The organism is Pseudochrobactrum mosebachae (assembly GCF_048914685.1).
In the GTDB taxonomy this organism is placed as follows: Bacteria; Pseudomonadota; Alphaproteobacteria; order Rhizobiales; family Rhizobiaceae; genus Pseudochrobactrum.
Map to the genome: position 1 here is coordinate 719121 of NZ_CP128408.1, position 26680 is coordinate 745800.

General features: G+C 48.7%; 25 protein-coding genes and 1 pseudogene. 13 read left to right on the plus strand and 13 right to left on the minus strand.

The features are described 5' to 3' along the window. Nucleotides 1–5: 5 nt before the first annotated feature. The 3 genes from MP213Fo_RS03395 to MP213Fo_RS03405 form a co-directional block, all read right to left on the minus strand. Entirely contained in the window at nucleotides 6–1208 is a 1203-nt protein-coding gene (locus MP213Fo_RS03395; RefSeq protein WP_421090272.1) for a phage portal protein, read from the minus strand. A gap of 33 nt (nucleotides 1209–1241) precedes the next feature. Then, nucleotides 1242–2396, minus strand: coding sequence for a DNA-packaging protein (locus MP213Fo_RS03400; RefSeq protein ID WP_421090998.1), 1155 nt, complete (start codon nucleotides 2394–2396; stop codon nucleotides 1242–1244). 109 nt (nucleotides 2397–2505) lie between these two features. After that, nucleotides 2506–2991, minus strand: coding sequence for a hypothetical protein (locus MP213Fo_RS03405; protein WP_421090273.1), 486 nt, complete (start codon nucleotides 2989–2991; stop codon nucleotides 2506–2508). A gap of 424 nt (nucleotides 2992–3415) precedes the next feature. On the opposite strand from MP213Fo_RS03405, the pseudogene MP213Fo_RS03410 reads away from it, so the two are divergent. From MP213Fo_RS03410 to MP213Fo_RS03425, 4 genes and pseudogenes are all read left to right on the plus strand, one after another. Further along, a pseudogene (locus MP213Fo_RS03410) lies at nucleotides 3416–5464 on the plus strand (transglycosylase domain-containing protein); the annotation flags it as partial. 319 nt (nucleotides 5465–5783) lie between these two features. Next, nucleotides 5784–6365, plus strand: coding sequence for a DUF1214 domain-containing protein (locus MP213Fo_RS03415; RefSeq protein WP_421090274.1), 582 nt, complete (start codon nucleotides 5784–5786; stop codon nucleotides 6363–6365). Then, entirely contained in the window at nucleotides 6362–6910 is a 549-nt protein-coding gene (locus MP213Fo_RS03420; protein WP_421090275.1) for a hypothetical protein, read from the plus strand. Before MP213Fo_RS03415 ends, MP213Fo_RS03420 begins: the two co-directional genes overlap by 4 nt. 161 nt (nucleotides 6911–7071) lie before the next feature. Then, nucleotides 7072–8157 carry a DUF2336 domain-containing protein gene (locus tag MP213Fo_RS03425; protein WP_421090276.1) on the plus strand — a complete coding sequence of 362 codons (1086 nt, stop codon included), beginning with the start codon at nucleotides 7072–7074 and terminating at the stop codon, nucleotides 8155–8157. A gap of 25 nt (nucleotides 8158–8182) precedes the next feature. On the opposite strand, the gene MP213Fo_RS03430 is transcribed toward MP213Fo_RS03425, so the two are convergent. The 3 genes from MP213Fo_RS03430 to MP213Fo_RS03440 are packed head-to-tail and all read right to left on the minus strand — an operon-like array spanning nucleotide 8183 to nucleotide 11567. After that, on the minus strand, nucleotides 8183–8524 hold the full coding sequence (locus MP213Fo_RS03430; protein ID WP_421090277.1) for a DUF1491 family protein: 342 nt from the start codon (nucleotides 8522–8524) through the stop codon (nucleotides 8183–8185). Nucleotides 8525–8554: 30 nt separating this feature from the next. Continuing rightward, complete coding sequence (locus MP213Fo_RS03435; protein ID WP_421090278.1) at nucleotides 8555–9580, minus strand: peptidoglycan-binding protein; 1026 nt, start codon at nucleotides 9578–9580, stop codon at nucleotides 8555–8557. Next, nucleotides 9555–11567, minus strand: a complete 2013-nt coding sequence (locus MP213Fo_RS03440) for an ATP-binding protein (RefSeq protein ID WP_421090279.1) — start codon at nucleotides 11565–11567, stop codon at nucleotides 9555–9557. The genes MP213Fo_RS03435 and MP213Fo_RS03440 overlap by 26 nt, the downstream gene beginning before the upstream one ends. A 440-nt stretch (nucleotides 11568–12007) precedes the next feature. Between MP213Fo_RS03440 and MP213Fo_RS03445 the strand changes: the two genes are divergently transcribed. Then, nucleotides 12008–12400 carry a DUF5330 domain-containing protein gene (locus tag MP213Fo_RS03445; protein WP_421090280.1) on the plus strand — a complete coding sequence of 131 codons (393 nt, stop codon included), beginning with the start codon at nucleotides 12008–12010 and terminating at the stop codon, nucleotides 12398–12400. Between the two features lie 205 nt (nucleotides 12401–12605). Then, nucleotides 12606–13037 carry a SufE family protein gene (locus tag MP213Fo_RS03450; protein WP_421090281.1) on the plus strand — a complete coding sequence of 144 codons (432 nt, stop codon included), beginning with the start codon at nucleotides 12606–12608 and terminating at the stop codon, nucleotides 13035–13037. Nucleotides 13038–13376: 339 nt separating this feature from the next. On the opposite strand, the gene MP213Fo_RS03455 is transcribed toward MP213Fo_RS03450, so the two are convergent. Both MP213Fo_RS03455 and MP213Fo_RS03460 read right to left on the minus strand, forming a co-directional pair. Beyond that, the gene (locus MP213Fo_RS03455) at nucleotides 13377–14228 is read right to left on the minus strand and encodes a DUF6456 domain-containing protein (protein ID WP_421090282.1); all 852 of its coding nucleotides are present in this window, start codon (nucleotides 14226–14228) and stop codon (nucleotides 13377–13379) included. Next, entirely contained in the window at nucleotides 14215–14811 is a 597-nt protein-coding gene (locus MP213Fo_RS03460) for a helix-turn-helix domain-containing protein (protein ID WP_421090283.1), read from the minus strand. Before MP213Fo_RS03460 ends, MP213Fo_RS03455 begins: the two co-directional genes overlap by 14 nt. A gap of 283 nt (nucleotides 14812–15094) precedes the next feature. Between MP213Fo_RS03460 and MP213Fo_RS03465 the strand changes: the two genes are divergently transcribed. Next, on the plus strand, nucleotides 15095–15367 hold the full coding sequence (locus MP213Fo_RS03465) for a cytoplasmic protein (protein WP_421090284.1): 273 nt from the start codon (nucleotides 15095–15097) through the stop codon (nucleotides 15365–15367). Nucleotides 15368–15463: 96 nt separating this feature from the next. On the opposite strand, the gene MP213Fo_RS03470 is transcribed toward MP213Fo_RS03465, so the two are convergent. Then, a complete protein-coding gene (locus MP213Fo_RS03470; protein WP_421090285.1) occupies nucleotides 15464–15898 on the minus strand; it encodes a MucR family transcriptional regulator in 435 nt (144 codons plus the stop codon). 695 nt (nucleotides 15899–16593) lie between these two features. Here MP213Fo_RS03470 and msrB point away from each other — a divergent pair. The 4 genes from msrB (at nucleotide 16594) to MP213Fo_RS03490 (ending at nucleotide 20809) form a co-directional block, all read left to right on the plus strand. Continuing rightward, nucleotides 16594–17019 (plus strand): peptide-methionine (R)-S-oxide reductase MsrB, encoded by a 426-nt coding sequence (gene msrB / locus MP213Fo_RS03475; protein ID WP_421090286.1) that lies wholly within the window; start codon nucleotides 16594–16596, stop codon nucleotides 17017–17019. Between the two features lie 61 nt (nucleotides 17020–17080). Continuing rightward, nucleotides 17081–19198 carry a S9 family peptidase gene (locus tag MP213Fo_RS03480; RefSeq protein ID WP_421090287.1) on the plus strand — a complete coding sequence of 706 codons (2118 nt, stop codon included), beginning with the start codon at nucleotides 17081–17083 and terminating at the stop codon, nucleotides 19196–19198. A gap of 111 nt (nucleotides 19199–19309) precedes the next feature. Beyond that, nucleotides 19310–19648 carry a metallophosphoesterase gene (locus MP213Fo_RS03485; protein WP_421090288.1) on the plus strand — a complete coding sequence of 113 codons (339 nt, stop codon included), beginning with the start codon at nucleotides 19310–19312 and terminating at the stop codon, nucleotides 19646–19648. A gap of 246 nt (nucleotides 19649–19894) precedes the next feature. Next, nucleotides 19895–20809 carry an MBL fold metallo-hydrolase gene (locus MP213Fo_RS03490; protein ID WP_421090289.1) on the plus strand — a complete coding sequence of 305 codons (915 nt, stop codon included), beginning with the start codon at nucleotides 19895–19897 and terminating at the stop codon, nucleotides 20807–20809. Between the two features lie 59 nt (nucleotides 20810–20868). On the opposite strand, the gene MP213Fo_RS03495 is transcribed toward MP213Fo_RS03490, so the two are convergent. From MP213Fo_RS03495 to MP213Fo_RS03505, 3 genes are all read right to left on the minus strand, one after another. Next, a complete protein-coding gene (locus MP213Fo_RS03495; RefSeq protein WP_421090290.1) occupies nucleotides 20869–21807 on the minus strand; it encodes a c-type cytochrome in 939 nt (312 codons plus the stop codon). Between the two features lie 108 nt (nucleotides 21808–21915). Beyond that, nucleotides 21916–22350 carry a c-type cytochrome gene (locus MP213Fo_RS03500; RefSeq protein ID WP_421090291.1) on the minus strand — a complete coding sequence of 145 codons (435 nt, stop codon included), beginning with the start codon at nucleotides 22348–22350 and terminating at the stop codon, nucleotides 21916–21918. A gap of 196 nt (nucleotides 22351–22546) precedes the next feature. Then, a complete protein-coding gene (locus MP213Fo_RS03505) occupies nucleotides 22547–23143 on the minus strand; it encodes a superoxide dismutase (protein ID WP_421090292.1) in 597 nt (198 codons plus the stop codon). A 642-nt stretch (nucleotides 23144–23785) separates the two neighbouring features. Here MP213Fo_RS03505 and MP213Fo_RS03510 point away from each other — a divergent pair. Then, on the plus strand, nucleotides 23786–24493 hold the full coding sequence (locus MP213Fo_RS03510; protein ID WP_421090293.1) for a L,D-transpeptidase: 708 nt from the start codon (nucleotides 23786–23788) through the stop codon (nucleotides 24491–24493). A gap of 61 nt (nucleotides 24494–24554) precedes the next feature. Here the strand turns inward: MP213Fo_RS03510 and MP213Fo_RS03515 are convergent, their stop codons facing one another. Next, on the minus strand, nucleotides 24555–26081 hold the full coding sequence (locus tag MP213Fo_RS03515) for a helicase HerA-like C-terminal domain-containing protein (protein WP_421090294.1): 1527 nt from the start codon (nucleotides 26079–26081) through the stop codon (nucleotides 24555–24557). Nucleotides 26082–26303: 222 nt separating this feature from the next. On the opposite strand from MP213Fo_RS03515, the gene MP213Fo_RS03520 reads away from it, so the two are divergent. After that, the gene (locus tag MP213Fo_RS03520) at nucleotides 26304–26666 is read left to right on the plus strand and encodes a DUF2267 domain-containing protein (protein WP_421090295.1); all 363 of its coding nucleotides are present in this window, start codon (nucleotides 26304–26306) and stop codon (nucleotides 26664–26666) included. Nucleotides 26667–26680: the final 14 nt, after the last annotated feature.

Genomic DNA, 26680 nt, shown 5'->3' on the forward strand with positions numbered 1-26680 from the left:
CGCGGTTACCCCTCTCGTTCAAAGGTATAACCAACCGCCTGTCGTTTTTCTTCATCACTCAAAAAATCTGCCGCACCAATGCGCCGCCACAGTGATTCACGCTCCTCTGACAGCCCCTCAATGCGGTCATAATCATGCTCAAGCCGCAGATCAGCCCCATAGAGCGGGCATAGCCAATTGCTGATCGCCTGTGCCGTGCGGGTCAGTAACGGCAATTTTGTGAGCCGGTAAAAAGCGCGGTTCGCCTCAGCATAATTGGCATAGGTATTATCGCCAGGAATACCGAGCAGCATCGAAGGCACGCCAAAAGCCAAGGCAATTTCACGGCTGGCCACATTTTTAGCCTCGATAAAATCCATGTCTTTTGGGGTAAGCCCCATGGCTTTCCAGTCCAGCCCTCCTTCAAGCAATAGCGGCCTGCCTGCACCACCTGCACCGGTATAGCCTTCTTCCAGTTCCGTCTTGAGCCGGTCAAACTGCTCTTCACTCAAATTACCGCCATCTTTGGGGGCATAGACCAGCGCACCGGAAGGACGGGCAGAATTATCAAGCAGCGCCTTGTTCCAAGCACCGGTGGCATTGTGAATATCCAGCGCCATCAATGCGGCCTCAAGTGGCGGAAAACCATAATAATCATCCAGCGGATGAAACAAACGCAAATGCAGCGCGCTGGCTGAAACTCCGGCACCAGCTGTGCGGTGCAAAGCAATCTGACGTTTGGATGCACCATTGCGATAGAGCAAAGAATGCGGCCAGCCATTACTGTCGCTCTCAATACTCACCCGCTCAGGGCGCAACACATGCAACTCACGTGGCTGGCCATCCTGATCTAATCGTTCAATGTAAGCATTACCGGACAGCAGCAAATGCCCGTAAAGCTGTTCAAAAAAACCGGTACCCGCCATTGTTTCATGCGGATGGCGCAGCAGGCATAAAAGCGGATGCTCTTCCAGCTCGGTTTCACCCTGATAGAGCAGCCACGGCACTGTTGAAGAGGCATCGGTAATCATCTTTACGCAGCGATGCACAATTGGATTGCGCATAAACCCTTGTTGCGCAAGCGCACTATAGTTGCGGGTTGTCCAACGCGCTTGTGCATCCATATGCAAGGCCACAAAGCCTTGCTGCATTTTGGTTGAGACAGGACTGTCAGTTTTTTGCTCGTTGATCTGGTCAGCATTGCGCCGCCACGGCCATGTCCATGCCATGTTCACCTCACTCAAATTTTGAATTTAAAGCTGTTAACGCAGGTTGCGAATTCTCGGCTTATGACTGTCTTGCAACAGCAGCGCATGCAGCGCCCAGACCAGCGCATCCATTCTGTCGGGTGAACGCCCTGAAGACAGCCCGCTCACGGCAAAATCACACATCTCATCTTCAAGGTCTGCAAATCGTCCGGCATGACGGATACGCCCCTGTTCGTATAGCGCGGCAACGGGTTCGGCACGCAGATATTTGCCACGCTGCGCCCGTACCGGTTTTACTGCCACCGTTGCATCCTGTGCATGGATCACTGCGGTTACCATATCGCCGCCCTGATTAACTTCAGCCACCACCAGATCCGCATCATAGCGATGGTAAAACTGCACGACCTGCGCAGCCCATTGATGGGGTTTTGCAGCCCTGATACTGGCATCATCCAGCACCCATGCATTGCCAGCCTCATCAAGGCCGGCAACGATGATGCCGCAAGCATCCGAGTTTTTGGTTGAGGTTGCAGGCGGATCAACCGCAATAACAATGCGCTGCAAGAGCGGCACTTCAGGATTATGCAAGAACTCCAATTGCTGGCGCGTCCACAATGCATCATCGCGATCGGCAATTAACACCCCATCAAGCTCCTGCCGCCCCAAGGCCGTACCGCCATAGCGTAACTGCATAGCCTGCAGAAAAGCCGGCGCCAGATGTGCAGCATTTTCATCCGTGCGCATATGCGTGATCACAGTTGCCGGATCATCCAGCAGATGGCGCAGCAATGCCTGCATTTTAGGGGTGGTTGTTATTACCTGCCGTGGCTGCTCGCCCAAACGCAAACCGAATTGCAGCATATCCCAGGTTTGTTGGGGATTTTTCCACTTGGCCAGCTCATCACACCATGCGGCAGAAAATTGCGGCCCGCGAAGACTGTCCGGATCTTCGGATGAGTAAAAAGAGGCCACTGCCCCGCTTTCCCAAACCAGCCTGCGCCGGGTTGATTCAAGACGCGGCCTTTGCAACCGCGAGACCGACAAAATACCGGAAGGCCCCTCCACCATTACCTCGCGCACATCGGCCAGCGTTTCACCAACCAGTGCAATCGTACCGCACGCTTTATCGGTAAACGGTGCCAGACCTTGTGCCATTCCACTGATCCACTCAGCACCGGCGCGGGTTTTGCCAGAGCCTCGCCCGCCCATGATCAGCCAGCTGCGCCAAGCCTGCTGCTGCAAGGGTGGTAATTGCGCAACTCTGCCCTGAAGCAACCATTCATGGCTGGCAGCAACAATAACCCGATCTTCAAAAACGTTACCTGCTAACAGGTGCTCTTTCTGCACCGCCTTGATGGCTGCTGAGTTCTGCAATTTTGCGGTTGATGAGGCTGAGGGCTTCACGCACTTCCTCCGGCTTCACACCGCCATTATCCGACTGGGTCTCACGCTCATCCGGCAGCCTGTCCGCCCGTGTTTCTTTGGCAAGTTCGCTGATGCTTTTCACGGCTTTTGCCAGTGCAGCAAGCGCATCAACCGCACTTTTATCCGGTAGTCCTTCTGCTTTGGAAAAGCTTTGTAGCTCTGCATTGATCTTCATCAGAATATCATCAATATCCAGCGTCGGCAGATCAGTCGCTGCAATATATAAACCAGCCTTCTTCAAGCGTTTATGATAAGCATCCACGGTTACGCCCAGCAAAATTGCCATATCCTGCGCAGCAATCGCAAAATGGCGCTGCAAACGATGCGCGACATGCAAACGCTGCACCGCGCCGCTCGGCGCCGGTTTCAAAACTTCCATAATCTCTCCGGTGATAAAAACGCAAAAAAGCGCAGCACATAATGCTACGCCCGATAAAAATTAATTGTCTTTATGATCAGCCACACTTCTCTGACTGTAATTAAAAGCTACCTCAGCACCGTGACGCAGTCAAGGATAAAATTCCTATTTTTTATTTTTGAATTTCGTTATTCATTTGTAAGCCGACTATCAGCCCTATAATAGCCAGCGCTATCAGCGCTTGATGAATAGCCGTTAAGCATATTTTTAAACCCTTCATTGTCACTTGTTCTTTATTGTTGGGGGTTAAAATATGGTAGAATACGGGGAAATAATTATTCCCTTTTGAATGTTGTTGAACGGGTTATGTCTGGGCATGAGCAAACAAGCTGATCAGAATGAACAGCCTAAAAAACCGCGCCGCCTGACACGCAGCCCGTTGCTGATGGCTGTTGACGCCTGGCTGGACAGTACATTGTATAATCTGCGCCACCGGCTGGCAGTGTTCTGGGAAGCTACCACCATTTTCTTCCGTAAATTTCGGGTACGCGGCTGGAAACGGCTGATCGTCGAAGTCAGCGATGAAGCCTTTACATTGGGCGTTCTCGGCAGTGTTGTGCTGCTGGCGCTGGCCATGCCCGCTTTTGAAGAAACCAAGAAAGACTGGCGCGCTCAAGACGATTATGCCGTTACGTTTCTCGATCGTTATGGTGCAGAAATCGGCCAGCGCGGAATTATGCATCGTGATGCTGTGCCGATCGCCGAGTTGCCGGATCATGTAATCAAAGCGGTTCTCGCGACCGAGGATCGCCGGTTTTTTGAACATATCGGCATTGATTTTTGGGGCTTAAGTCGCGCTCTGACCCAGAATATGCGTGCCAATGGCGTGGTTCAGGGTGGTTCAACCCTTTCTCAACAATTGGCAAAAAACCTGTTTCTCTCCAATGAGCGCACGTTAAAACGCAAGATCAATGAGGCTTTTCTGGCATTATGGCTTGAGGCCAATTTAACCAAAACTGAAATTTTGCAGCTTTATCTTGATCGCGCTTATATGGGCGGCGGCAGCTTTGGGATTGCAGCGGCTTCCGAGTTTTATTTTGGCAAGAGCGTCAAGGATGTTAGTGTGGCGGAAGCCGCCATGCTAGCGGGGCTTTTCAAAGCGCCTGCCAAATATGCGCCGCATGTCAATCTGCCGGCTGCGCGTGCACGCGCCAATGTGGTTTTGTCTAATCTTGCCGATGCGGGTTTTATGAGTGAAGGCCAGCTGGCCTTTGCCAGACGCAACCCCGCAAGTGTGGTTGACCGTGCCAAAAGCGATAATCCGGATTATTTTCTGGATTGGGCATTTGATGAGGTAAAAAAGATCACCCGTACCATCCCGCAGCATAGTCTGCTTGTGCGCACGACACTTGATCGTAATCTGCAAAAAGCGGCTGAAGAGGCGATTGAATTTCATCTGCGCCAGTTTGGCACGCAGTATAAAGTAACCGAAGCGGCAACAGTGGTGATTGCAGATGACGGCTCTGTGCGGGCAATTGTCGGCGGCCGTGATTATGGCTTAAGCCAGTTTAACCGCGCCACCAAAGCATTGCGGCAGGCAGGCTCCTCGTTCAAACCCTATGTCTATGCCGTGGCAATGGAAAAGGGACTGACGCCCAACACCATAATATCTGATGCGCCGATTGCGTGGGGTAACTGGATGCCGCGCAATTACGGTCGCTCCTTTGCCGGTCGGGTTGATCTGGCAACCGCCCTGATCAAATCTTACAATACGGTACCGGTGCGTCTTGCCAAAGATTATCTGACGACCAAGCCGATTGTGGCATTGACCAAAGCCATGGGCATTGAGGCTGAAATTTCTGATCATAAAACTATGGTTCTTGGCACATCTGGCATGTCAGTGATGGATCAGGCAACCGGTTTTAGTGTTTTTGCCAATGGCGGCATGGCCGGTATGCGCCATGGCATTATGCAAATCTCCGATCCAGCGGGCAGAGTTTTGTGGGATTACAAGCGTGATGCTCCGGCTCCGCACCGTGTTTTGTCAGAAAAAGCGAATTCTGAAATGAATTCAATGCTGGTGCAGGTGCCTGAGCGCGGCACTGCACGGCGCGCGGCACTGCCAATGACACGCGTAGCCGGAAAAACCGGCACTACGCAAAGTTATCGTGATGCATGGTTTGTTGGTTATACCGGTAATTACACGGCCGCTGTATGGTTTGGAAATGACAGCTATGCGCCAATGAATAATCTGACGGGCGGGATTATACCGGCGATGACATGGCAGATGATGATGTTGCAAGCGCATCAAAATATTGATCTGAAGCCAATACCGGGCATCAGCGACCCGTTTCCAAAGCAAGTACCGGCATCTGATCCGGCAGTGGTTGCCAAAAACACTACGGGAGATGTCCCGCAACCGCTTCTGCCTGATTATCCACGCGTTTTATCCGCTGATACCACACGTTTTATGCGTGGCCTCAATGAAGCCTTCCGCACCTATGAATCGCCGCAAGAGCATTTCACTATCAAGTTGAAACAACATGATAGGTATGACAATGCAATAAATCTGGAATCTAGAGCGAGCGCTGCGATCCAACCTGAACACTACCCGCTCTAGCAGTAACCACCACCCTGTCAGCCTTTTGATATTGGTGATTTATAGTCAAGTGAACCAGCTTGAGAACAACCCGCCCTCACGTCATATCCTGAGGCACTATCGCAAATTATTTATCCATTAGAATAAAAATTGCAGGTAATTTTAACCCTGATGATCGTATAATTTGCACATGAGCACTTTCAGAACCCTCTTGATGGCCGGATTGATATGTCTGCTTGCGCTGGCTGGCGGCACGCTTAGCGTGCTTTATACTCTGAACAATTTCGACGGCTTTAACCGGCTGACAATCGGGCAATGGCAGGCCTCCACACTCTATGGCAGCGCCGACGCCGACCCCTATGCCCGGGCACAGCGCACCCGCACTGCGGTTTTGCCGCTGGGGCAAGCTGAAGGGCAGCGTTTTATACTCACCCGCGATGAGGCCGGTGCACAGCTTGATCCGCGCTGCAATTACCGTTTACAAGGCAAAACTCCGGCAGCCCGGTTCTGGACATTGCATGCCAGCAGTTTACAGGATTACCCGCAGCCCGAAACAGCAGGATTACCGCAAAATCTGCATAGCCGGATGATCTGGTATCAGGACGATGCTAGCTTTATTATTTCAGTCTCACCCACTGCCCAGCCTGAAAACTGGCTGGCGATTACTACAACCTCTCCTTACCAGCTGGTGCTAACACTCTATGATACCAATCTTGGCACCTCCATCGGTTTTGAAAATCCACCTATGCCGATGTTAACGCGTGAGAACCGCAGTTGTGCAGGAGACAAGCGATGAGACACGGGCTGCTCAAAGCACTCTATATTGCTATGCTCGGGCTTTTCGGTGCCGGTATTGTGCATATTGCGGTTGTTTTGCTGATACCGTCTTATGCCGATGAAATTCTATGGGATCGCGTTGAGAAACTGGGTCCTCCTGAGGCATTTTATTCGTTGAATGGTGCCGATTGGAACAGGCGTACCGACCCGATGATGCGTATTGCAGCCTGCCGGTTTGATCTCAGCAATGGCCCTGTGCATATCAGCGCTGTCGGACGGGTGCCGTTTTGGTCACTGGCGCTGTATAATCATGACGGCGACATCACTTTCAGCCTGAATGATCAGATATCTCCGGCAACTGATCTGCTGATTGCCACGCCTTTGCAAAAAATTCTGTTAGAACAATCAACACCACAACAACTGGAAAATGCGGTGATCATTCCTCAAATTCCTGATGAAGGTATTGCCGTATTGCGCGTCTTTGAACCCGATGCCACATGGCGTGACGAGGTTGCGGAGTTTATGAAATCAGCGGAATGTATGAGCGTTGCCAATCTGCTGTAATTTTCAGCAAGACTTTCTTCAGAATGATTAAAAATCTGCCTGAACAGCACCGATGGTTAATCGATTGCTAAGTGTTATCGCTTAAATTGATGAGAATGCGTCCTGTTATGTAACGGGCAGTGTTTTTATGTGTATTGTGTAAGCGTAAGGGGTAAATACGCGTGACCGCTGATCAGTTCCGCGCTTTGGAGATAGTATCCGGAAGTGGTCATTCCGCTCACCACAAGACCGATGATCTGCTTGCTGCAACTGTGGCAGGCTTTACCTCGCTCACACGCCCCGGTCGCCATGAAAGCCAGCAGTTTGAAGATCTGGCTATGCCATTGCTGGAAACAGCAAGCCCACGCGCACGCCGTCAGGTTTCAGCCATTCTTGCGCAACATGATGTGGCACCGCGTAAACTTGTTCTCGCCCTTGCCAATGACACGATAGAGGTTGCAGCGCCGCTATTATTGCGCTCCCCTGTGCTAACAACAGCAGACCTTGCCGATATTATCGCCAGCCGTGGGCTTTCCCACACCCGCATTATTGCAAGGCGGCATCCTCTTGATGCAATGTTGCTGCCGGTGCTGCAAAGTTTTGACGATCCGATTATTGAGCAATCACTCAATACCGAGCCGCTTGCAATCAATACAACAGTTGAAGAGCCCGCCAAGCCGCAGGCACAGAGCAGCCATTACGCATCCGCCCCGCCTGCCAACAGGCAGGAGCCGGCAAAAACCATGCCGCCGCTGCAAAAGCCTGCTGCGACACCGCAATCTTTTCCAGCACATGATCTGAGAGCGCTGGCGCTTCCGGCGCTAACGCGACCGTCACGTGCGGATTATATGATTGATATGGCGCTGCTGATTGATACCAACCTGTTCCGCTCGGCATTGGCTGATGCACTTGGTGTAAGCTATGTGCGGGCAGAAAACATCATCGGCACATGGCCCAATTCGCAGTTGCCGCTGGCGTTAAAAGCCATTGGCTTGTCGGCACAGGACACTTATCTGATTCTGACTGCAGTACTTGGCACTATTCATGGCGAGCGCGACCAGTTGCGTGAATTTGTGCATATTTATCGCTCGATCAGCACTGAGCAGGCTTTGAATGCCGTCAGCGCATGGAAAGCAGCTGATATGGCTGCTGATGTTAATGACAGGCTGCGCAACAAATTGCGTGATCTTGTCGAAACATCATCTGCAGAAGATTTTACCACTCCTGCCAATAATGACCATGAAAACATGCAGAAAAAAGCGCAGTAACTGAAACTGCTCTTAAAATTTCGGCTTACGCTTTTCCGGTTACAATTTCAGCAGCCTGCGGGCAGTCCTCAATCTCGACAAGCCAGAGATCAGGGTCAAAGCGCAGCTCTTTTTCCAACTGCTCATTGATCAACTGCTCATCTTCACTCTGCTTGTAGAGAATGAATTGCCGGTCATCTGTGCGCTCCGGATCATATTCGCTCTGTGGTGCAGGCATATAAAGATCGAAACGGCCATCCTGATTGCGTATCTTGATAAAAATCGCACCGGCTTCTGTTGCACCGCGCCTGACCAGATAAGCAAAGCCTTGCACGCCGCGTATACGACGCATCAATGCTGAAACCCAGAATTCACTCGTCAGACGCATTGGTCAAACCACCTGTTATGCCAGTTAGTATCAACCGATCAGACCAATTTCACGCATTTTGCCAATCAATTCAGGATCAGGCTTACCGCTGACATTCAGACGAAACAGTTTCTGAAATTCGCGAATCGCATCCTCAGTCGATTTGTCCGGCACACCATCCACAACCACCATATCATTGCCGAAGGCTTTGAGACCGGCCTGTATACGCACCAGCTCCTCAGCGCTCACGGCCTGTCCGGCGGCGGGCTGTTTGGGTGAAGGCTGCGCCAATGCAGTTTTACGAACCGGCGCTTCCGCAGGTTTTTCAGGTGCTCTGACCATAATCGGCGGCGGAGCTTTTTCTACAACCGGTACAGCGCGCTGTGCAGTATTATCAGATATATTGGTAGGTCTGTTGGCCGGTATAATCGATGCAGTCTGCGATGCCGATACATTTGAGGCAACAGGCAGCGGCGCAGAAGCTGAGGTCAGAGCTGGCGTTGCACTGGCTGGCGCTAATTTGGCCTGCACACTCTGCCACTGCTCCAGCGCTTTACGGGTTTGGGGCCCTGTTAATCCGTCCACACCACCATCGTAAAAACCGAGCTGTTTCAGATTATATTGTAGGATCGCAACATCTTTGTCGCCATTCGGCGCCAAAGCCGGAAGATCTCCGCCATCAACCGTGGTATTGGGCAAAGTTGCAATAACAGGCTGTGTTTCAGCTGTGGTCGAAGGCTGCGTATTTGTTACATTGCGGATCGCTGCAAGCTCTGCAGTTGCAGCATGATTAGCGGCACCGGTCAGCCGGTTTCTTGTATCTGTATCTTTAACCGTCGCACGAAAAACCTGCTCGGGGCGGGTTTTAAAAAACACATTGTCATGCGCCTGCGGCTGATACCAGATCGCATTGCTGGCTACAAAACCGAGTGTTACGAGAAATGCAGTTGCGCCACCGGCCACAACCGGATTGCGCGCAATCATATCGCCGACAGCCAGCGCCATGCGCGACACGCCAGTGAGGCACGCATCAAAAAAACGTCTGCCGAAACTACGCCGTTTTGCGTTTTTGCGCATGGAACTTCCCTTGCGTTGCGTGGCGCTGCGGTTCTGTCTTCCCGTCATAACTACTTTCTGCCTGTTGGGCCTGCAAATTGATTATTGCTGTTTTCACCTGTTCGAGTGCGCTGCTAACATCGGTTGATGGTTGCTGCGGTTTAAGTATAGCGGCAGATGATGCCTGATCTGCGGCAAATCCAGTGTTATCCACAACATGAGCAAGCTGTGCCTGCGTTTGTGGCAGATGCACTGAAACGGTGGTGCCCTGCCCTTTACGGCTGCGAATATCCATTTCACCTTCATGCAGGCTGACAAGCCCCTTAACCAGATAAAGGCCAAGGCCGGAGCCTTCCTGCATGCGGGTCTGCACATTATTGATCTGTGTGAATGGCTGGCACAACCGTTTGATCTCACCGGCATCAAGGCCAATACCGGTATCAGAAACCGAGATGATCAATCGCGGCGTTGCACCGGCATAACCGCGCTTCACCGCTTCCGGCATCACTTCAATCGTCACGCAACCACCGCGATCAGTAAATTTGACGGCATTGGACACCAGATTAATCAGAATCTGTTGAATTGCGCGGCGATCCCCGATCATATCCTCCACCGAAGGATGAATACGATCGCACAATATAACGCCTTTTTTATCTGCAATCGGCATCAACATAGCATTGCACATGGTTACGCTGTCACGCACCGAAAAGCGCTCATGCACGACCGGATAATGGCCTGCCTCAAGCCGTGAGGCTTCCAAAATACTATTAACAACCTCCAGCAAATGGTTGCCGGATTTGCGGATCAGATCAATATATTCGCGTTGCTTGTCACTCTGCAACGGCCCTGCCACGTCATGCAGCAAGAGGTCTGAAAAGCCAATAATTGAATTAAGAGGGGTGCGTAACTCATGGCTCACCGTGCCGAGCATACGGCTGCGGGAGACTTCAAGATTTTCAATCGTTGCTGTCTGCTCCAGAAAACGGTTTTGCGTTTCCTGTGTCGTCGCCATATTACGGGCAATCAGCAAAAAGCTTTCACCTTCAGAACTATCGCGCGTCTGGCCTTCCATCTCAAAAGCAGCAAAATAAATTCTGGCCATATCGCCAGTGTCGGCTGCGCAAGTATCAACACAACGCAAACGGATTTCAGTTTTACCGCTCAGGCGCATCGCCGGCGAGCCGTTTTTCAAGCCATTTAAAAACGCCAGATACTGAACGCGATCTGCCACATGCACACGATCAAGCAGCAAAGTACCGTTCAAAACCGCACGGTCAACGCCGAATTGCTGGATGGAGCGATCAGACAGGCTGCAGATATTGCCGTCTTTATCAAGGCGGATTACCAATGCATCAAGCGCTGTTTCCAGATCTTTATCTGCAGTATTTCCCTCTGTGCGCAACTGAGCAGTGCTCTCTGTACGGATTGAAGCCCGCATAGCCCGCAGCAATAAAGCGCCCACATAAGTAAACAGAAATACTGTGGAGAGGCCTGCAGGCAGCACAGTGTCTGCGCTCAAACCTTTGAGCAGCGCTACAGCAACCATGCCGCAAGCCAGCACCGCACCAGCCATAACAGCTTTGCGGGCACCGGTTACCAGCCAGATTTCAAGCGGCAGTGCCAGCACCATTGCCCAAACAACGGCATTATTGGCACCGGCGTAAAATGTGGTGAAAGCCAGCGCCACACTATAGAAACTCAGTGCCAGCATGTTGGTCAGTTTATCTTGAACGCCGAAAGCCTGCGCTGCAAGCAGGATTAAAGACAGGCCGGCGAATGACAGCGCGGTAAACAGCATCGCATCGAATGATGCCGACGGTAAAACGCTGTAAAAAGCCATAGAGAGAAATAACGGAAACAACAGCAATGCTGTGCGCAAACGGGAAGCAGCCTTATTCTGCGTTAAAGCCGCACTCTGCTCATCAGAATGATGCGCTTTCACATCACCCTGCGCAAACAGGGCATGATTCATGGCTGGCTGAAACAAGCCGCCTTTGATCATTTTCATTGTTTTCGCATAAATGCCGTACACGCAGCGTACTCACTCTGACACAATCACTCATTCAACCATTTGATCTGAATTCACAGATGAACGGTCATCGAACGGTTACAGAATGGGCGTTCAGACTTTAAGGAATAGATAAAACGCAGCCGCACAATGCCAATCCGAGGCGTTTTTCATGCAAAAACAGAGAGCTTTTCCTGCTATGGTAAACGGAGTATTTCCAAGTTTTAAAACTGTAAGGAATTCTTAAAACCTATTTTATCAGAATCTTCAGAAATATGCTCCATGCTCAAGCTGTGGTATGAAGCGTGAAACATGTATTCACACTTCATAAAGATCAAACAGTCATTCTGATATCTGATTATAACCACAGAATTGGTTATATCTGAAAGATCACAGCATCAACCGGATGGAAACGGGTCGACAAGGCAGGAAAACAGATTATGAGATTTCTGCTTAAATGTGCTTTCTGGCTCGGCGGTGTTTTTCTGCTGATGCCGGGTCTAACCGGCAAGCAAACAACGCCGCCCAGTGCACCGCCAACAGCTCCAATCCAGAGCAATACCAGCACAGCTGCGCTGAACAAAGCATCGCCTGATTTGATTGAGCAATGGGTTCAGGCCGGAAAAACCTTGCAGGAAATCAGCACATTTTGCGAGCGCAATCCTGCTTTATGCACGGCCGGAAAAACAGCTGCACAACAGGCCGGCGAACAAGCGCTTACCCGCGCGCAAACGGCAATTGAAGGTCTGGCTAATCCAGCTATCACCAAAACCTCACCGCAAATGCTTGAAAGTAATTATAAAATTCCAATACCGGCACAGCGTCCGCGCTAGAGCGGTTTACGTTTAAATTGGATCATGTAATCCGCTCTAAGTTATTGCTTTTACGCATTATCGTGGCCGTCCTATGATTCCATTGGACTACGAAATGCTTTAAACGGCTGCATAGAGATGTGCTAAAATTACGCTTCAGCTTTTCAACAGCTATTGAAATGGTCTATAAGCCGCTCAAAGAATTATCTATGAAGCGGAGAGACTTATGACAAATTCAAAGATCAGTGCGATTGCAGCGGACTTTGAGTTTCTTGACGACTGGGAAGACCGCTACCGCTACGTGATTGAACTGGCACGTGATCTACAGCCCTACCCTGAAGATGCACGTGATGCCGAGCATAAAGTTCCGGGTTGTGTCAGTCAGGTCTGGCTGAAAACCACAATTGGCAGTGGTGCTGATCCGGTGATCGAGTTTGTTGGCGATTCCGATGCCCATATTGTGCGCGGTCTGGTGGCAATTTTGCTGGCGCTTTATTCGGGAGAAACAGCCTCCTCGATTTTGAAAATCGATGCCGAAGCGGTGTTGCGAGAGCTGGGGCTTAACGAACATCTTACCCCGCAGCGTTCCAATGGTTTGCGATCTATGGTGCAGCGCGTTCGCCATGATGCTCAGCTTGCGTTGAATAATGCAGGTTAAAAGCTGCATTATTCTTACTAGAGCGGGTAACCCTCAGATTGAATCGCAGCGCTCGCTCTAGATTTTAGAATTTCGCATTGTCATATCTATTAAGTTGATTCAACTTGATAGTGAAATGCTCTAGAGCGGGTAACGTTCAGATTGGATCGCAGCGCTCGCTCTAGATTTTAGAATTTCGCATTGTCATATCTATCAAGTTGATTCAACTTGATAGTGAAATGCTCTAGAGTTTTCATTTTTATTGAAGCAGGAAAACCGCTCTATCTGTTTGTTTAAACGCAGTTTTGGACGGAAAACCGGTTTCCGCTTTTCCCGAAACGGCTCTAAGATCAGCAACCTTTAAAGCGAGGGGCGATAATCCGTATCGCCCCAATGATATTTATCAGGATGTTGGCCAGATGAATGATTTTGCCCGGATTTGCGCCCTGATACATAATGTCGATGTAATATGCTCAGCGCAGTTTTGAGCATCATTTTTGCAGAGCGTGCAGGCCATGACCGCTCACGCTCTACCAACTCCAAACCCTTGAGAAAGCAACATATATCCAACAACAGGCCTGAGAGCTCAGGCCCTACGGCTTTTAATGCTTTATCGACCCGCGCCCTGCTATCCATTGCATAATCACTGATCTCGCCAGAACCGCCACGCTGACCGCGTGTATGTTTTATACTGACCGCATCCCAGCAGGCCGTAATATTCGGCAACAGATTGCCGCGCGTAAAATCTGCACGTAAGCGCTCTCCAGCCTCGAATTCCTGATCACTTAAAAACCGTTTTCCACTCTGTTTATTAAGCCGGTAAAGCATAGAAAGTGGCGATTCAGTAATATTGACGAATACCGCATGCGGCTGCCCACTTATTAAAGCCGTTTGTAATATTGGATTATGTGTTTGCGGAGTTTTACATGCAGCATTGGCCAGCATGGCTTTGAGATGCGTTAACAACTCACGGCCTGCAGCTGTAATCAATACCTTGTCGGCCTTTAACTCAGCAGCACCAGCTTTAAGTATTTTTTGTAACAGATCATAGTCAATGTGAATTGCTCCCCACTCAGCACTTCTCAGCAAGCAAGAATTTTGTGCAGAAGAATGCTCTTTTATAGCGGGAGACTTAGTGAGATATGTCAAAGTTTTTAATAATTTACGTTGATCTGCTATGGAAATCGCAAACTGTGCTTTAGTCATCACCATGCACTCCCGCAAAAGGGTAGATTGTTTTGATTAAATACTCGAAAGAACTGACGCTACTGTCAAAACCGGCGTCATCACGTAAATCCTCGATTAAATGACACGCGTGTTTTACCGTTGTGCGCTCACGGGAAAAGGCATGAGCAACTTCTGCCATCGTCAGACCAAACATAGTATGGGCGATATACATGCCCAATTGCCGGATGCGGGCGACTTGCCTGCTACCGCGCCTTTCGCCACGTAATTCATCAATCGACACGTGAAAAAATGTTGATACAAGAAGCAATAATGCTTCACCTATCAGCCAGGCGCGGTTTTGTCTCTCCTGCACCCTGTTCTGCTTCCTTATATTACAACTTGGACGCAACGGTCTTGGTAATATGGTTTGTTGTACACGGTGAGACTGGCTACATCTACAAGCTTTAAAGACAGCATCATCATATGCCTGACCTACTAATTTACTGGTATTGTTGGGGTTATACAGCATATGGGCTGCCAAGGATGACAGGCGGCAAGATGCCGACAAGTGGTGCAATACTGCCAGTGACTCCGAATATTCGGACAAAATATCAGGAAAAATATTCAATATACGCCCTCCGAAGATGACGTATTGATAATATAGAAATCGTGAACGGGGATAAGTTTAGCGAAAAATACTTTGTTTTCAGAAGTCACTAAAAAACAACAAGCTTCAAAATAAAAAGTTCATTAATTTAAATAACTGCAATCATTGACATATTTATAATTCATATAAATATACTAAAAAATACTTTAAAATAGCTATATCTACATTCAAACATCAATAGATTCAGCTTATCCCCGTTCTACTTTAAAACATTATGCTACCGCCAGAAAAATGGGGTAACAACATGTCAGCTTCAGTAGAAAAAGAAAAACACCTATTTCTTCGCAAAAAATCAGAAGCTTATCGTATAGCTGCACAACAAATCGCATTACAATTGATCTGTGGCATAGATTTACACACACTATTAAATGAGGGCGGCATTCAAAAAAACATTGCTGCAATCAGGCTTCATCGTCTTATAGAGCGAGAAAGATTAAAAGGCTTGCGACAACACTGGAGCTATGACCTCAATCGTCATATTGCTCTTAAGCAAGTACTTGATATGATTAACGTATAAACTTCAGAAATTCTTATACTTTAATGAAAATTGTATAATTTCAATAAAAAGCAGCGGCAAAAACTGCCACTGCTTCAATAGATTAATTTTTGATCTTTACGCTGATGCAGCTTTACGCTTACGTCCGAGACCCATTTTTTTAGCAAGCTCAGAGCGGGCTGCAGCATAGTTAGGTGCAACCATAGGATAACTAGGATCGAGATCCCACTTTTCACGATACTGCTCAGGAGTAAGACCATAATGGGTCATCAAATGACGCTTCAGTGACTTAAACTTCTTACCATCTTCAAGACAGATGATGTAATCATCACTTACTGACTTCTTAGGGCTGATTGCAGGCTTTGGTTTTTCTACAACCGCAACCACTTCTTCACGTACACCTGAGCGGGAAAACGCAGCATGAACATCAGCAATCAACGCCGGAACTTCGCCTGCTCGAATAGAATTATTGCTAACATAGGCGGCAACAACATCAGCTGTAAGACTTAGCAGCAATTCGTCAGCAGAAACTACAGTCTCTGGATGTTCCATTATACTTCCTTTATCTATAAAATCACTGAATGGAACTTTTCTAAATATATCAGAAGTGTATCCATCCACCAATCATCCAATTTAAACTTAACTTGCCACCCGCTATTATCTTCTCATATCGATAAAAAACACAAAATGTCAATTTATTTTACAGATTATGCTAAGTGATGCTGTATTTTTTGATTAAATATTCAACCATTAACAATCGTCATATGAGAATAAAGACTCCTCAAGTTTATAAGATCATTAAAGTTGCTCACTCTGTTTTTCAAGGCGCAATCAATCAGAAATATATAATTCAGATTATTTGCATAGATAAATCCACCTTACTGAACCAAATGACAAGCAAATTCACAAAACTATCAAATGCTTGTCGGTTGATACGGACAGAGAGTAATAAACAATCAAAACGATAACAGGGAACAATTTACCAGACATTTTATATTCTATCGAAAAATCATTTATCTCTATATTAAGTCATTTTTCTGGCAATTTAGATTTTTGTTTATTTTATACAGTTTTTTTAAAAACTAACCGTGATCAATAAGCATAAATGCGTTTTATGTGCCTTCTTAATGCCTGATAAGCCATAAAGCGAGCATTGAAGATAATATACAAGTATATGTTATCCTTTAAAAAACCATATAACATCCCCATATATTGTCGAAATTCCTCGAAGCTATCGGAGCTGCCCCATGTCTGACACTTCATCAAAGCGTCCCCCTCTCAAAATACACAAAACTGATGCGGAATGGCGGGAACAACTAACCCCAGAGCAATATAAAATCACCCGCCAACATGGAACCGAGCGTGCATTTTCCAGCCCGGATTTCGACAGTGGTGTAAAAGGCACTTATCATTGCATCTGTTGTGACCGTTTACTCTATCGCAGCCAGGATAAATTTAATTCCGGCACAGGTTGGCCAAGCTTTACACAGCCAGCAGTAGCAGATGCTGTCAATGTATTTGAAGATATTTCCTATGGCATGGTGCGGTCTGAAATCCGCTGCGCCGATTGCGACGCCCATCTCGGCCATGTGTTTGCGGATGGCCCCCAGCCAACAGGGTTGCGTTATTGTATGAATGGTACCGCACTGTTCTTTACAGAAACCCCATCGTAATACAGATCAACACTCTGCCTCGCGACCCTACTTTATTATAATAGTATATACTGGAACCAGCATGACGAAACATCCCTTCGCCGATCTGCAAGCCCCTGCTGCTGCAACTGAAGCCTATAGCGACACCAGACACGGCATTGAGCGCCAAGATGAATATCACTGGCTGCGGGCTGCCAACTGGCAGGATGTTTTGCGAGATCCGTCCCTACTCGATGCTAAAATTCGCTCCCATCTTGAGGCTGAAAACAGTTATCAGGCTGCCTTGATGGATGACACCAAAATGCTGCAGCAGCAGTTATTTGATGAAATGAAGGCGCGCATTAAAGAAGACGACTCCAGTGTTCCGGTTAAAGACGGTGCCTATGCTTATGGCGTTTCTTATGTAACCGGCGGCCAGCACCCGCAATATTTCAGAACGCTGCGGGATGGCGGCGAAAAAACCATTCTGATCGATGGTGACAGTCTTGCAGCATCTCTGCCTTATTTCAGTTTGGGTGGCCTTGATTACTCCCCAAACCACAGCCTGCTGGCCTGGTCTGCTGATACCAAAGGCTCCGAGTTCTACGATATTAAAATCCGTGATCTGACATCACTTGCAGATATGCCGGATATTTTAACTGCAACGGCTGGCGGAACAGTGTGGGATGCTGAGAGCAAGGGCATATTTTATGTGCTGATGGATGATAATCACCGCCCTGCCAAACTGTTCTATCATCAAACAGGGACAACACAGGATCAGGACAGACTGATCTATGAGGAAAAAGACGCCGGCTTCTTTATGAATGTCTCCGGCAGTGCGCTCAATGATTATGTATTTATCAATATTCAGGACCATGAAACATCAGAGGTTTGGCTGATACCAGCAAATAATCCCCATGCCGGGCCACAATTGGTGGCAAAGCGTGAAACCGGCATTGAGTACAGTCTCACTGAAGGCGGTGATGTCTTTTACATTCTGACCAATCTTGATGGTGCCAAAGATTTCAAAATCATGTCTGCGCCAGTGCATGCGCCGCAGCGTGAAAACTGGACAGATGTAGTTACAGAAAAAGCCGGCACTATCATTCTCGATATTGCAGCCTATAAAAACCATCTGGTCTGGCTTGAGAGAAATAACGGCCTGCCGCGCATTATTGTGCGCGATCGCGTGAGTGGTGAAGAGCACGCGATTGCATTTGATGAAGAAGCCTATTCACTGGGGCTTCAGGGCAGCGCTGAATATGACACGGACACTATCCGTTTTTCCTACTCATCCATGACAACGCCAAGCCAGCTCTATGATTATAATATGGCCAGCCGCGCGCGTAACCTGCTTAAAACCCAGCAAGTGCCGTCAGGCCATATGATTGAAGATTACGTGACCCGCCGGCTGCTGGCACCAGCACCGGATGGCGAATTGGTTCCGGTCTCCATTCTTGCCCATAAAGATACCCCGCTTGACGGATCTGCGCCCTGCCTGCTCTATGGTTACGGTGCTTATGGCAGCAGTATGCCTGCGAGCTTTTCTACCTCGCGGCTCTCTCTGGTTGACCGCGGGTTTGTCTATGCTATTGCACATATTCGTGGTGGCAAAGACAAAGGTTTTGTGTGGTATGAAACCGGAAAACGCGCCCAGAAATCCAACACATTTACAGATTTTATTGCGGCAGCAAAGCATCTGGTGGCAGAGAAATTCACCAGTCATGACAAGATTATCGCCCATGGCGGCTCAGCCGGCGGCATGCTGATGGGCGCTATTGCCAATATAGCACCCGAAGCCTTTGGCGGCATTATTGCCGATGTGCCATTTGTGGATGTACTCAATACAATGCTGGATGACAGCCTGCCACTGACACCACCGGAATGGCCGGAATGGGGAAACCCAATTGCGTCGGAGGATGATTACCGTATCATTGCCGGCTATTCGCCTTATGACAATGTGGGGGCGAAACCTTATCCGCCCATATTGGCAACAGCAGGCCTGACCGATCCCCGTGTAACCTATTGGGAAGCTGCAAAATGGGTGGCCAGATTGCGCGCCCATACAACCAGCAATAATCCGGTCTTGCTGAAAATTAATATGGAAGCGGGCCATGGCGGGGTTTCCGGCCGGTTCTCGCAATTGGAAGAAGTTGCGTTTATCTATGCTTTTGCACTGAAGACCACAGGTTTAACGTTGTCGGATAAAACAGAAGAGTAAGCTTGAAACAATCGGGGCGGAAGCAAATGCGCAAATTGTGCTAAGCTTTCGCCCTGAACTTGATCATGGACTTGAATGAACAACCAAATCAGCTTGAGGAAAGGTTAGCTCATGTTTTGCAACTTCCGGAACTCAGCACATCTATTACTTTATGCCCTCTGCTTCGGCACCGGCCTTCTCTCAGCTTTGGTGCCCGCAGAGGCTGCAGTGCGCAAAGATGTCAGTGAATATGCTGGCCAGCGCTGCAACACGCCGCCACACGGCAGCGGTGTTATTGTCGGTATATTTCAAGGTTTGGGTGAAAGCGTTTTCATCAGCCATGACAGTCCTGAAGTCATCAGCCGTTATCGCTGCTTCCGCTCAATTGAAGAGTGCAAAGGCTGGCTCTATACAATGCAGAGCCTCTACACTGTCGGCCTGCCCCGTGCGGCCAAATGTGTTAAGCGCTAAGCAATTTTTATTTTCAAAACCCTGTCAGTGACACTGTGTTCACTCTTTTGAAACGCAACTAAATTCACCTCTAAAAAACTTAAAAAACCATATAATTTCAAAGCCTTGCCTAGTACGGGTTACACAGAGGTAACTAGCGGATTTATACATACCTTCTTGTCAGCTTCAGTTTGTCGCTTACTTTCTGAACAAGAAATATCTTTGTTCGCTTTCTTATTTCCACTCCCCTCGTATAAGGAAATACCAATGTCATTTTTCAAATCAGCAACGCAATTTCTGGTCAAGTCTGCGTTTGTAGCAACTCTTGCTACAACGGCATTATCGGCTCACTCTGCGCAAGCACAAGAAGACAAACCCCTGAAATGGGAATTTTTCCAGGCTGATGAAACCGGCTTTTTGCGTACACCCGTGTTACTTACCGGCGAAAAAGAGGCAATTTTGCTTGATGGCGGCTTTACGCTTTCTGACGGTAAAGCACTTGCAGAAAAGATTAAAGAAAGCGGTAAAACCCTCACCACGATCTATATCAGTCAAAGCGATCCGGATTATTATTTCGGCCTCGCACCAGTTAAAGAAGCCTTTCCTGATGTTAAAGTTTTAGCCGCACCGGAAACAGTTGCCGCGATTAAAGGCAATGTGGAAAGCAAATTGCAGGTTTGGGGCCCGCAATTGAAAGAAAACGGTCCGCAGCAACTCTCAGATGTGGTGATACCTGAAGCCTCTGATGCGCAGACGCTTGATCTTGAAGGCAAGACAATTGAAATTATTGCGGCAGAAAACATGCCGAACCGTCGCTATCTCTGGGTCCCATCATTAAAAGCTGTCTTTGGTGGCGTGCTGGTCACTGCCGGTGAGCACGTCTGGCTGGCCGATACACCAACAGCCGAGCAGCGTGCGGCCTGGGTTAAAACACTGGATGCAATTGCAGCCCGCCAGCCGGAAATTGTTGTACCTGCCCATATGTCTGCGGGATCAAAAACTGATCTTTCAGCAGTCACCTTCACCAAGGATTACCTGCTGGCATTTGAAGAAGAACAGGCAAAGGCCAAAGACAGTGCCGAACTGATAGCGGCTATGACCAAGCGCTATCCGGATCTTGGCGGCGCATCAAGCCTTGAGCTCGGCGCTAAAGTGATCAAAGGCGAAATGAAATGGGAATAGTTTAAACTAGGCAAGCATAATAAAAGGCACCGGACGCCCGGTGCCTTTTTCGTATTCAGTTACTTCGAAACATAGCCGTTTTTATGCGCAGGAATTGCCTTCAGATAGGCTGCAATTGCCTCACGGTCAGCGGGTTCCAATTTACTGGTATTGGCAATAACATCAGTCATTGCGCCACCCATTGAATCAAAATCAGGGGTGAAGCCGCTCTCCAGACCATAGGCGATATCACTGGCACTCCAGCTTGAAATACCGCCTTCACCATCAGTAATATTGGGCACAATACCGCGCTGGCCGCGGCTATCAACCTCGGCGGACAAAGCACCGGCAAGCCATTGCGATTTATCTAGCCCACCGAGCATCGTGCGCGGTGTATGGCATTCGCCGCAATGCCCCATAGCCTCAACTAAATATTGTCCGCGTTTAAGCTGCACATCCGGTTCATTCAGTGCCACGACCGGTGCATTATCCAGATAGAGCATTTTCCACAGGCCGAGCCCGCGACGGACATTGAACGGAAAGCTTAAATCATGCGGTTTTGATGCCTCATCCGAAGCCGGCAAGGTCTTCATAAAGGCATAAAGATCAGCCACATCCTGCATCTTCATTCGTGCATAAGATGTGTAAGGAAAAGAAGGGTAAAGATGCTCGCCTTCGCGCCCCACACCTTCAAGCATGGCATCGGCAAATTCCGCCAGCGTCCAATCTTTCAGGCCTGCCTGCGAGGGAGAGATATTAGGTGCAATAAAAGTACCGAAATCTGTTTTCAGCTCATGGCCACCAGACAGCACCAGTTTCGCGTCACCGGTCGCATTGGGCGCCGCATGACAGGATGCACACCCGCCGGCATAAAAAACCTGCTCACCATTTTTGATATCGCCCGGAGCCAGCTTTTGCAGAGCAGTGCGGTCTACATGCACAGGGCCGGTTAAAAACCAGACTATACCGGCACCAACCACTGCACTGAGTGCGATTGCAGATATCAGCTTGCGCTTCATATTAAAACCTTATCCAAGCCTGCAAAGCGGCATGCACTCTATAAAACATACCAACGAGAATCTGATCATAGCCTGCGCATTTTTTACCATGCGCAGGCTTATCACATTTTATTTTTTGATACGGAAAGCCTGATGGCAGGTACCACAGCTTGCGCCGACATCCTTCATACTTGCAGTCAAAGCATCAACATCTTGCGGTTTTGCATCAGCGGCTGCAGCGGTTGCAACGCGAAACTTTTCAATATCCGCTTTGAAACCAGCCGGATCTTCCCAGATTTTTGGCGAAGCTGCAGTATCACCACTTTCAGATCCCGCAGGATATAAAGTATCGGCATCCATTTTAATGGCATCAGCTTTGAGCTGGTCAAGAGCAGCTTGTACGGCGGCAACATCGAATGGCTTATCGCCTTTCATAACCGGCCCCAACACACCCATTGAACGGCCGATATCCTTCATCAAAGCCTGACGGTCTTCAATTGGTGTCGCCGATGCTGCAGTTGTCAGCATAAAAAGAGCAGAAAATACCGCCAGTGATTTGCGCATATTCAAAAATCCTCAACCGTTTTAAAAATTAACTTAACCGATGACACTGTATGATCGGGAAATCATAGCACAGCGACGCTTTTAGAATGATTATAGTGTGCTGCTTTAGAATTTCTATAAAAACGACAAAACATCATATTAATTTTTTGTAACAATAAAAAAGCCTCCCGAAGGAGGCTTTTCTAAACTACTTATATTAAGCTTTTTCGAAAAGCTCGAGCACATAATCCCAGTTGATCATGCTGTCGACAAACGCTTCAAGATATTTCGGACGCGCATTACGGTAATCGATGTAATAGGAATGCTCCCATACGTCGACGCCGAGAATTGGTGACGCGCCATGTACCAGCGGGCTTTCGCCATTTGCTGTCTTTGAAATTTCCAGCTTGCCGTTGTTAACCGACAACCATGCCCAGCCTGAACCGAACTGGCCGGCACCTGCAGCAATGAAATCTTCGCGGAACTTGTCGTAACCGCCCAGATCCGCATTAATAGCTGCTTCCAGCTTAGCTGGCAGCTTTTTGCCGCCACCGTCTTTTTTCATCCATTTCCAGAAATGGAGATGGTTGTAATGCTGGCCGGCATTGTTAAACAATGCCTGATTCTTGCCGAAGCTTTCTTTAACGATTTCTTCGAGGCTTTTGCCTTCCAGACCGGAACCTTCAAGCAATTTATTGCCGTTGGTTACATAGGCCTGATGATGCTTATCGTGGTGAAACTCAAGGGTTTCACGCGACATATATGGGGTAAGTGCATCATAATCATAAGGCAGAGCAGGCAATTCAAAAGCCATGGTGTTTCTCCTCTTGGTGTGGGCGGCCTCAAGTTTCCGCCACCCAAATTCTTCATGCATTTACTACATAGGCCGACATGCCCATACGGGCAATGAGTGGAGCGGAAGTTCTTGGCTAATTCACGCAAAATTTAAATATTTATTGCTAATCAGGTTAGAACTAGCGCTCATGTGCCGCACAAAATGGCTTAATCCACAAGGCTTTAGCCCCATAGCGCCAATATTTTCGTTGTGATCTTATACCTGCAGATTTCTACATCAGGCAGACCGCCACACTAAAACACGCTAGATATATTGCATTTTACAACCAGTAATAACATAACGCTATTCGTTGTATTCGTGCAACATAGCGATAAGTATTTGAGCTTTCTTAAAAATTCATAAGTTATTAGCCATATTATGGCAGTTTTTCATCAGCTTTATGCAGGAATGCTCTGCCCGATCCGTCTGCGCCTCTCTCAAAATGAATTCCATAACAGGCAGATTAAGCTTTCCGGCCATGCGGCCAAGCATACCCGCAATATCTGTACTCACTCCCGATTGCAGATCATGTGGTAAAGACAAATTTTGCCTGACCCAACTTTTCGGATCGGGCCCCACGCTCATAGTTTTTTAAGAAGTTCTGAAAAGACTGGTTTAAATATGGAAAACACGTTCTCCCGCCGTACATTTATGTCGGCCCTATCGGTGACAGCTGCTGCAGGTCTGGCTGGTTGTACTCAAGTCACCCGCAATATTCCGGTGATTGATTTGGGTGGCAATCAGGCGCCGGTAGCGCCTTCCGTAAACAATAGCAGCCTTAGCCCTTATGCCAGCATGTATGCGGCTGTTGAGGATGAAGGCTATCTGATTCCAGCTGTACCATTTCAAAAAATCGATCCTAAATTTTACCGTCAGCTGGTACAGGATCCGACCGGAGAAATGCCGGGAACAGTTATTGTCGACACTGCAAACCGCTTTCTGTATCTGGTTTTACAGGATGGTCAGGCCATGCGCTACGGCGTCGGCATTGGTCGTGCAGGATTTTCATGGTCGGGTCGTGCGGTCATTCAGTGGAAACGCAAATGGCCTAAATGGACTCCGCCGGATGATATGATTGCCCGTCAGCCGGAGCTTGAAAAATACAGTGTCCGTAATGGTGGTATGGGGCCGGGTCTTAACAATCCGCTTGGTGCCCGCGCACATTATATTTTTAAAGACGGCGTAGACACGCTGTATCGCATTCATGGTAATCCGGAATGGTGGTCGATTGGTAAAGCCGTTTCTTCCGGTTGTGTGCGTATGCTCAATCAGGATGTGATCGATCTTTATGACCGTGTGCCCACCAAAGCACCGATTTTGGTAATCTGATCTTTGATACTCAAAAAAGCCGGACTGTTCAGCAGCCCGGCTTTTTGTGTTTAAATTTATTTTAGCGTTTAAAACCGCCAAGAATTCCGCGTACGATGGCTCGGCCAAGGGAGTTACTGACGGTACGAACCACGCTTTTAACCGCCGTTTCAGTCACCGTCTGACGGCTGCCGCGCTTGCCACCGCCCAATGTGGTTGTCAGATAATCTGTCCAGCTGCCGCCACCTTGCTGCGCCTGTTCTTTCTGCTGCTCAACAGAGGCAACTTTCTGCTCAGCGCGCTTTTGCAAAACTTCAAAAGCGGATTCACGATCCACCACCAGATCATACTGGCCAGCTACCGGGCTGGTAGCAATCAGCTTAGCACGTTCTTCAGCCGTAAGCGGCCCGATGCGCGATGCTGGCGGACGCATTAAAGTGCGCTGCACAATGGAGGGTATACCCTTGCTTTGCAGAGTAGAAACCAGCGCCTCACCGGTCGATAACATTGTAATCGCTTTGAAGGTATCAAATTCCGGATTGGGACGGAATGTATCAGCAGCAGTTTTAACCGCAGTTGTCTCACGCGGCGTATAGGCACGCAGAGCGTGCTGCACACGGTTACCAAGCTGCGCCAGCACCACTTCCGGCACATCAAGCGGGTTCTGGGTTACAAAATAAACGCCGACACCTTTAGAGCGGATCAGACGCACAACCTGCTGAATCCGATCTAGCAAAGCTTTTGGTGCTTCATCAAACAGCAAATGCGCCTCATCAAAAAAGAAGACCAGACGCGGTTTTTCCGGATCACCGATTTCCGGCAATTGCTCAAACAGCTCAGACATCAGCCATAACAGAAAAGTAGAATAGAGCCGCGGGTTCATCATCAGCTTATCGGCGGCCAGCACGCCCACAACCCCACGGCCATCTGTGGTGGTGCGCATCAGGTCTGAAATATTAAGCGCCGGCTCGCCGAAAAAGAATGTGCCGCCCTGCTGTTCCAACACCAGCAGCGAGCGCTGGATAGCACCCACAGATGTCTTGTTAACATTGCCATATTGAATGGAAAGCTCGGAGGAGCGCTCGGCCACATGCGTGAGCAGAGCCTGCAAATCTTTCATATCCAGCAGCAACAAACCATCTTCATCAGCAACACGGAAGGCAATATTCAGCACACCTTCCTGTGCATCCGTCAGGTTCATCAAGCGTGATAACAGCAGCGGGCCCATTTCTGAAATCGTAGCGCGGATAGGATGTCCCTGCTGCCCGAAAATATCCCAGAAAATCACCGGCGTTGCCTGCATATCATAAGGGGTGAGATGCACTTCTTCAGCACGCTTTTCAGCGAAATCGCTTTTGTTGCCAATGGCCGCAATACCGGATAAATCGCCTTTAATATCCGCACAGAAAACCGGCACGCCAGCGGCTGAAAATGCCTCGGCCATTACCTGCAGGCTCACTGTTTTACCCGTACCGGTCGCACCCGTCACCAGCCCGTGACGATTGGCATATTTCAGCGCCAGTTCTTCCGGCTGCTGATAGCTGTCATCCGGCTTGCGGCTGGCACCAAGAAAGATGCTTCCTTCTGCAGGCATAGAAAAACTCCTCATCCACAAATTACTGGACCAACAAATTACCGGATCCACAAATCATTGGCCGCATATCCAGACCAAACAGCATTATAACTTTAAATCTATAGGCGCCAATGCGTGTCAGAACAATCTTTCCACGCAAATCTCTGCGCATTTTATGTTACAGCATTCGCAACAGCAGGCTTGATTTCGTAACGTCAGGATGCTTATTACGTAAACGTCAATATTTGGGAGAAGATTATGGAAGAGCTGATTACACGTATTACCAATAATGTTGGTGTTGATAGCGCAACTGCAGAAAAAGCTATTGGCCTGATCCTCGCTTTTCTTGAAAAAGAAGGCCCGCAGGACAAAGTCGGCGCATTGATTGCCGGTATTCCGGGTGCGCAGGCGCTGATTGCCGCTGCCGACAAAGGTGGCTTCCTGTCCAATATGATGGGCGGCGTTATGGGTCTTGGTTCCAAGCTGATGAGTGCCGGTCTGGGTATGGGCGAAATCAGTGGCGTAGCCAAAGAAACCATTGCTTTTGCAAAAGAAAAAGCCGGCGCGCAGACCGTTGATGATGTGGTCAACTCTATTCCGGGTCTTGGTCAGTTCATCTGATCCGTACTGCCTAC

Bases quoted from the DNA above. Each gene is read 5' to 3' on its own strand.
- MP213Fo_RS03395 (WP_421090272.1), bottom strand. From the start codon at position 1,208: ATGGCATGGACATGGCCGTGGCGGCGCAATGCTGACCAGATCAACGAG.
- MP213Fo_RS03400 (WP_421090998.1), bottom strand. From the start codon at position 2,396: ATGGGCGGGCGAGGCTCTGGCAAAACCCGCGCCGGTGCTGAGTGGATC.
- MP213Fo_RS03405 (WP_421090273.1), bottom strand. From the start codon at position 2,991: ATGGAAGTTTTGAAACCGGCGCCGAGCGGCGCGGTGCAGCGTTTGCAT.
- MP213Fo_RS03415 (WP_421090274.1), top strand. From the start codon at position 5,784: ATGGCCGGATTGATATGTCTGCTTGCGCTGGCTGGCGGCACGCTTAGC.
- MP213Fo_RS03420 (WP_421090275.1), top strand. From the start codon at position 6,362: ATGAGACACGGGCTGCTCAAAGCACTCTATATTGCTATGCTCGGGCTT.
- MP213Fo_RS03430 (WP_421090277.1), bottom strand. From the start codon at position 8,524: ATGCGTCTGACGAGTGAATTCTGGGTTTCAGCATTGATGCGTCGTATA.
- MP213Fo_RS03435 (WP_421090278.1), bottom strand. From the start codon at position 9,580: ATGCGCAAAAACGCAAAACGGCGTAGTTTCGGCAGACGTTTTTTTGAT.
- MP213Fo_RS03440 (WP_421090279.1), bottom strand. From the start codon at position 11,567: ATGAAAATGATCAAAGGCGGCTTGTTTCAGCCAGCCATGAATCATGCC.
- MP213Fo_RS03445 (WP_421090280.1), top strand. From the start codon at position 12,008: ATGAGATTTCTGCTTAAATGTGCTTTCTGGCTCGGCGGTGTTTTTCTG.
- MP213Fo_RS03450 (WP_421090281.1), top strand. From the start codon at position 12,606: ATGACAAATTCAAAGATCAGTGCGATTGCAGCGGACTTTGAGTTTCTT.
- MP213Fo_RS03455 (WP_421090282.1), bottom strand. From the start codon at position 14,228: ATGGTGATGACTAAAGCACAGTTTGCGATTTCCATAGCAGATCAACGT.
- MP213Fo_RS03465 (WP_421090284.1), top strand. From the start codon at position 15,095: ATGTCAGCTTCAGTAGAAAAAGAAAAACACCTATTTCTTCGCAAAAAA.
- MP213Fo_RS03470 (WP_421090285.1), bottom strand. From the start codon at position 15,898: ATGGAACATCCAGAGACTGTAGTTTCTGCTGACGAATTGCTGCTAAGT.
- msrB (WP_421090286.1), top strand. From the start codon at position 16,594: ATGTCTGACACTTCATCAAAGCGTCCCCCTCTCAAAATACACAAAACT.
- MP213Fo_RS03480 (WP_421090287.1), top strand. From the start codon at position 17,081: ATGACGAAACATCCCTTCGCCGATCTGCAAGCCCCTGCTGCTGCAACT.
- MP213Fo_RS03485 (WP_421090288.1), top strand. From the start codon at position 19,310: ATGTTTTGCAACTTCCGGAACTCAGCACATCTATTACTTTATGCCCTC.
- MP213Fo_RS03490 (WP_421090289.1), top strand. From the start codon at position 19,895: ATGTCATTTTTCAAATCAGCAACGCAATTTCTGGTCAAGTCTGCGTTT.
- MP213Fo_RS03495 (WP_421090290.1), bottom strand. From the start codon at position 21,807: ATGAAGCGCAAGCTGATATCTGCAATCGCACTCAGTGCAGTGGTTGGT.
- MP213Fo_RS03500 (WP_421090291.1), bottom strand. From the start codon at position 22,350: ATGCGCAAATCACTGGCGGTATTTTCTGCTCTTTTTATGCTGACAACT.
- MP213Fo_RS03505 (WP_421090292.1), bottom strand. From the start codon at position 23,143: ATGGCTTTTGAATTGCCTGCTCTGCCTTATGATTATGATGCACTTACC.
- MP213Fo_RS03510 (WP_421090293.1), top strand. From the start codon at position 23,786: ATGGAAAACACGTTCTCCCGCCGTACATTTATGTCGGCCCTATCGGTG.
- MP213Fo_RS03515 (WP_421090294.1), bottom strand. From the start codon at position 26,081: ATGAGGAGTTTTTCTATGCCTGCAGAAGGAAGCATCTTTCTTGGTGCC.
- MP213Fo_RS03520 (WP_421090295.1), top strand. From the start codon at position 26,304: ATGGAAGAGCTGATTACACGTATTACCAATAATGTTGGTGTTGATAGC.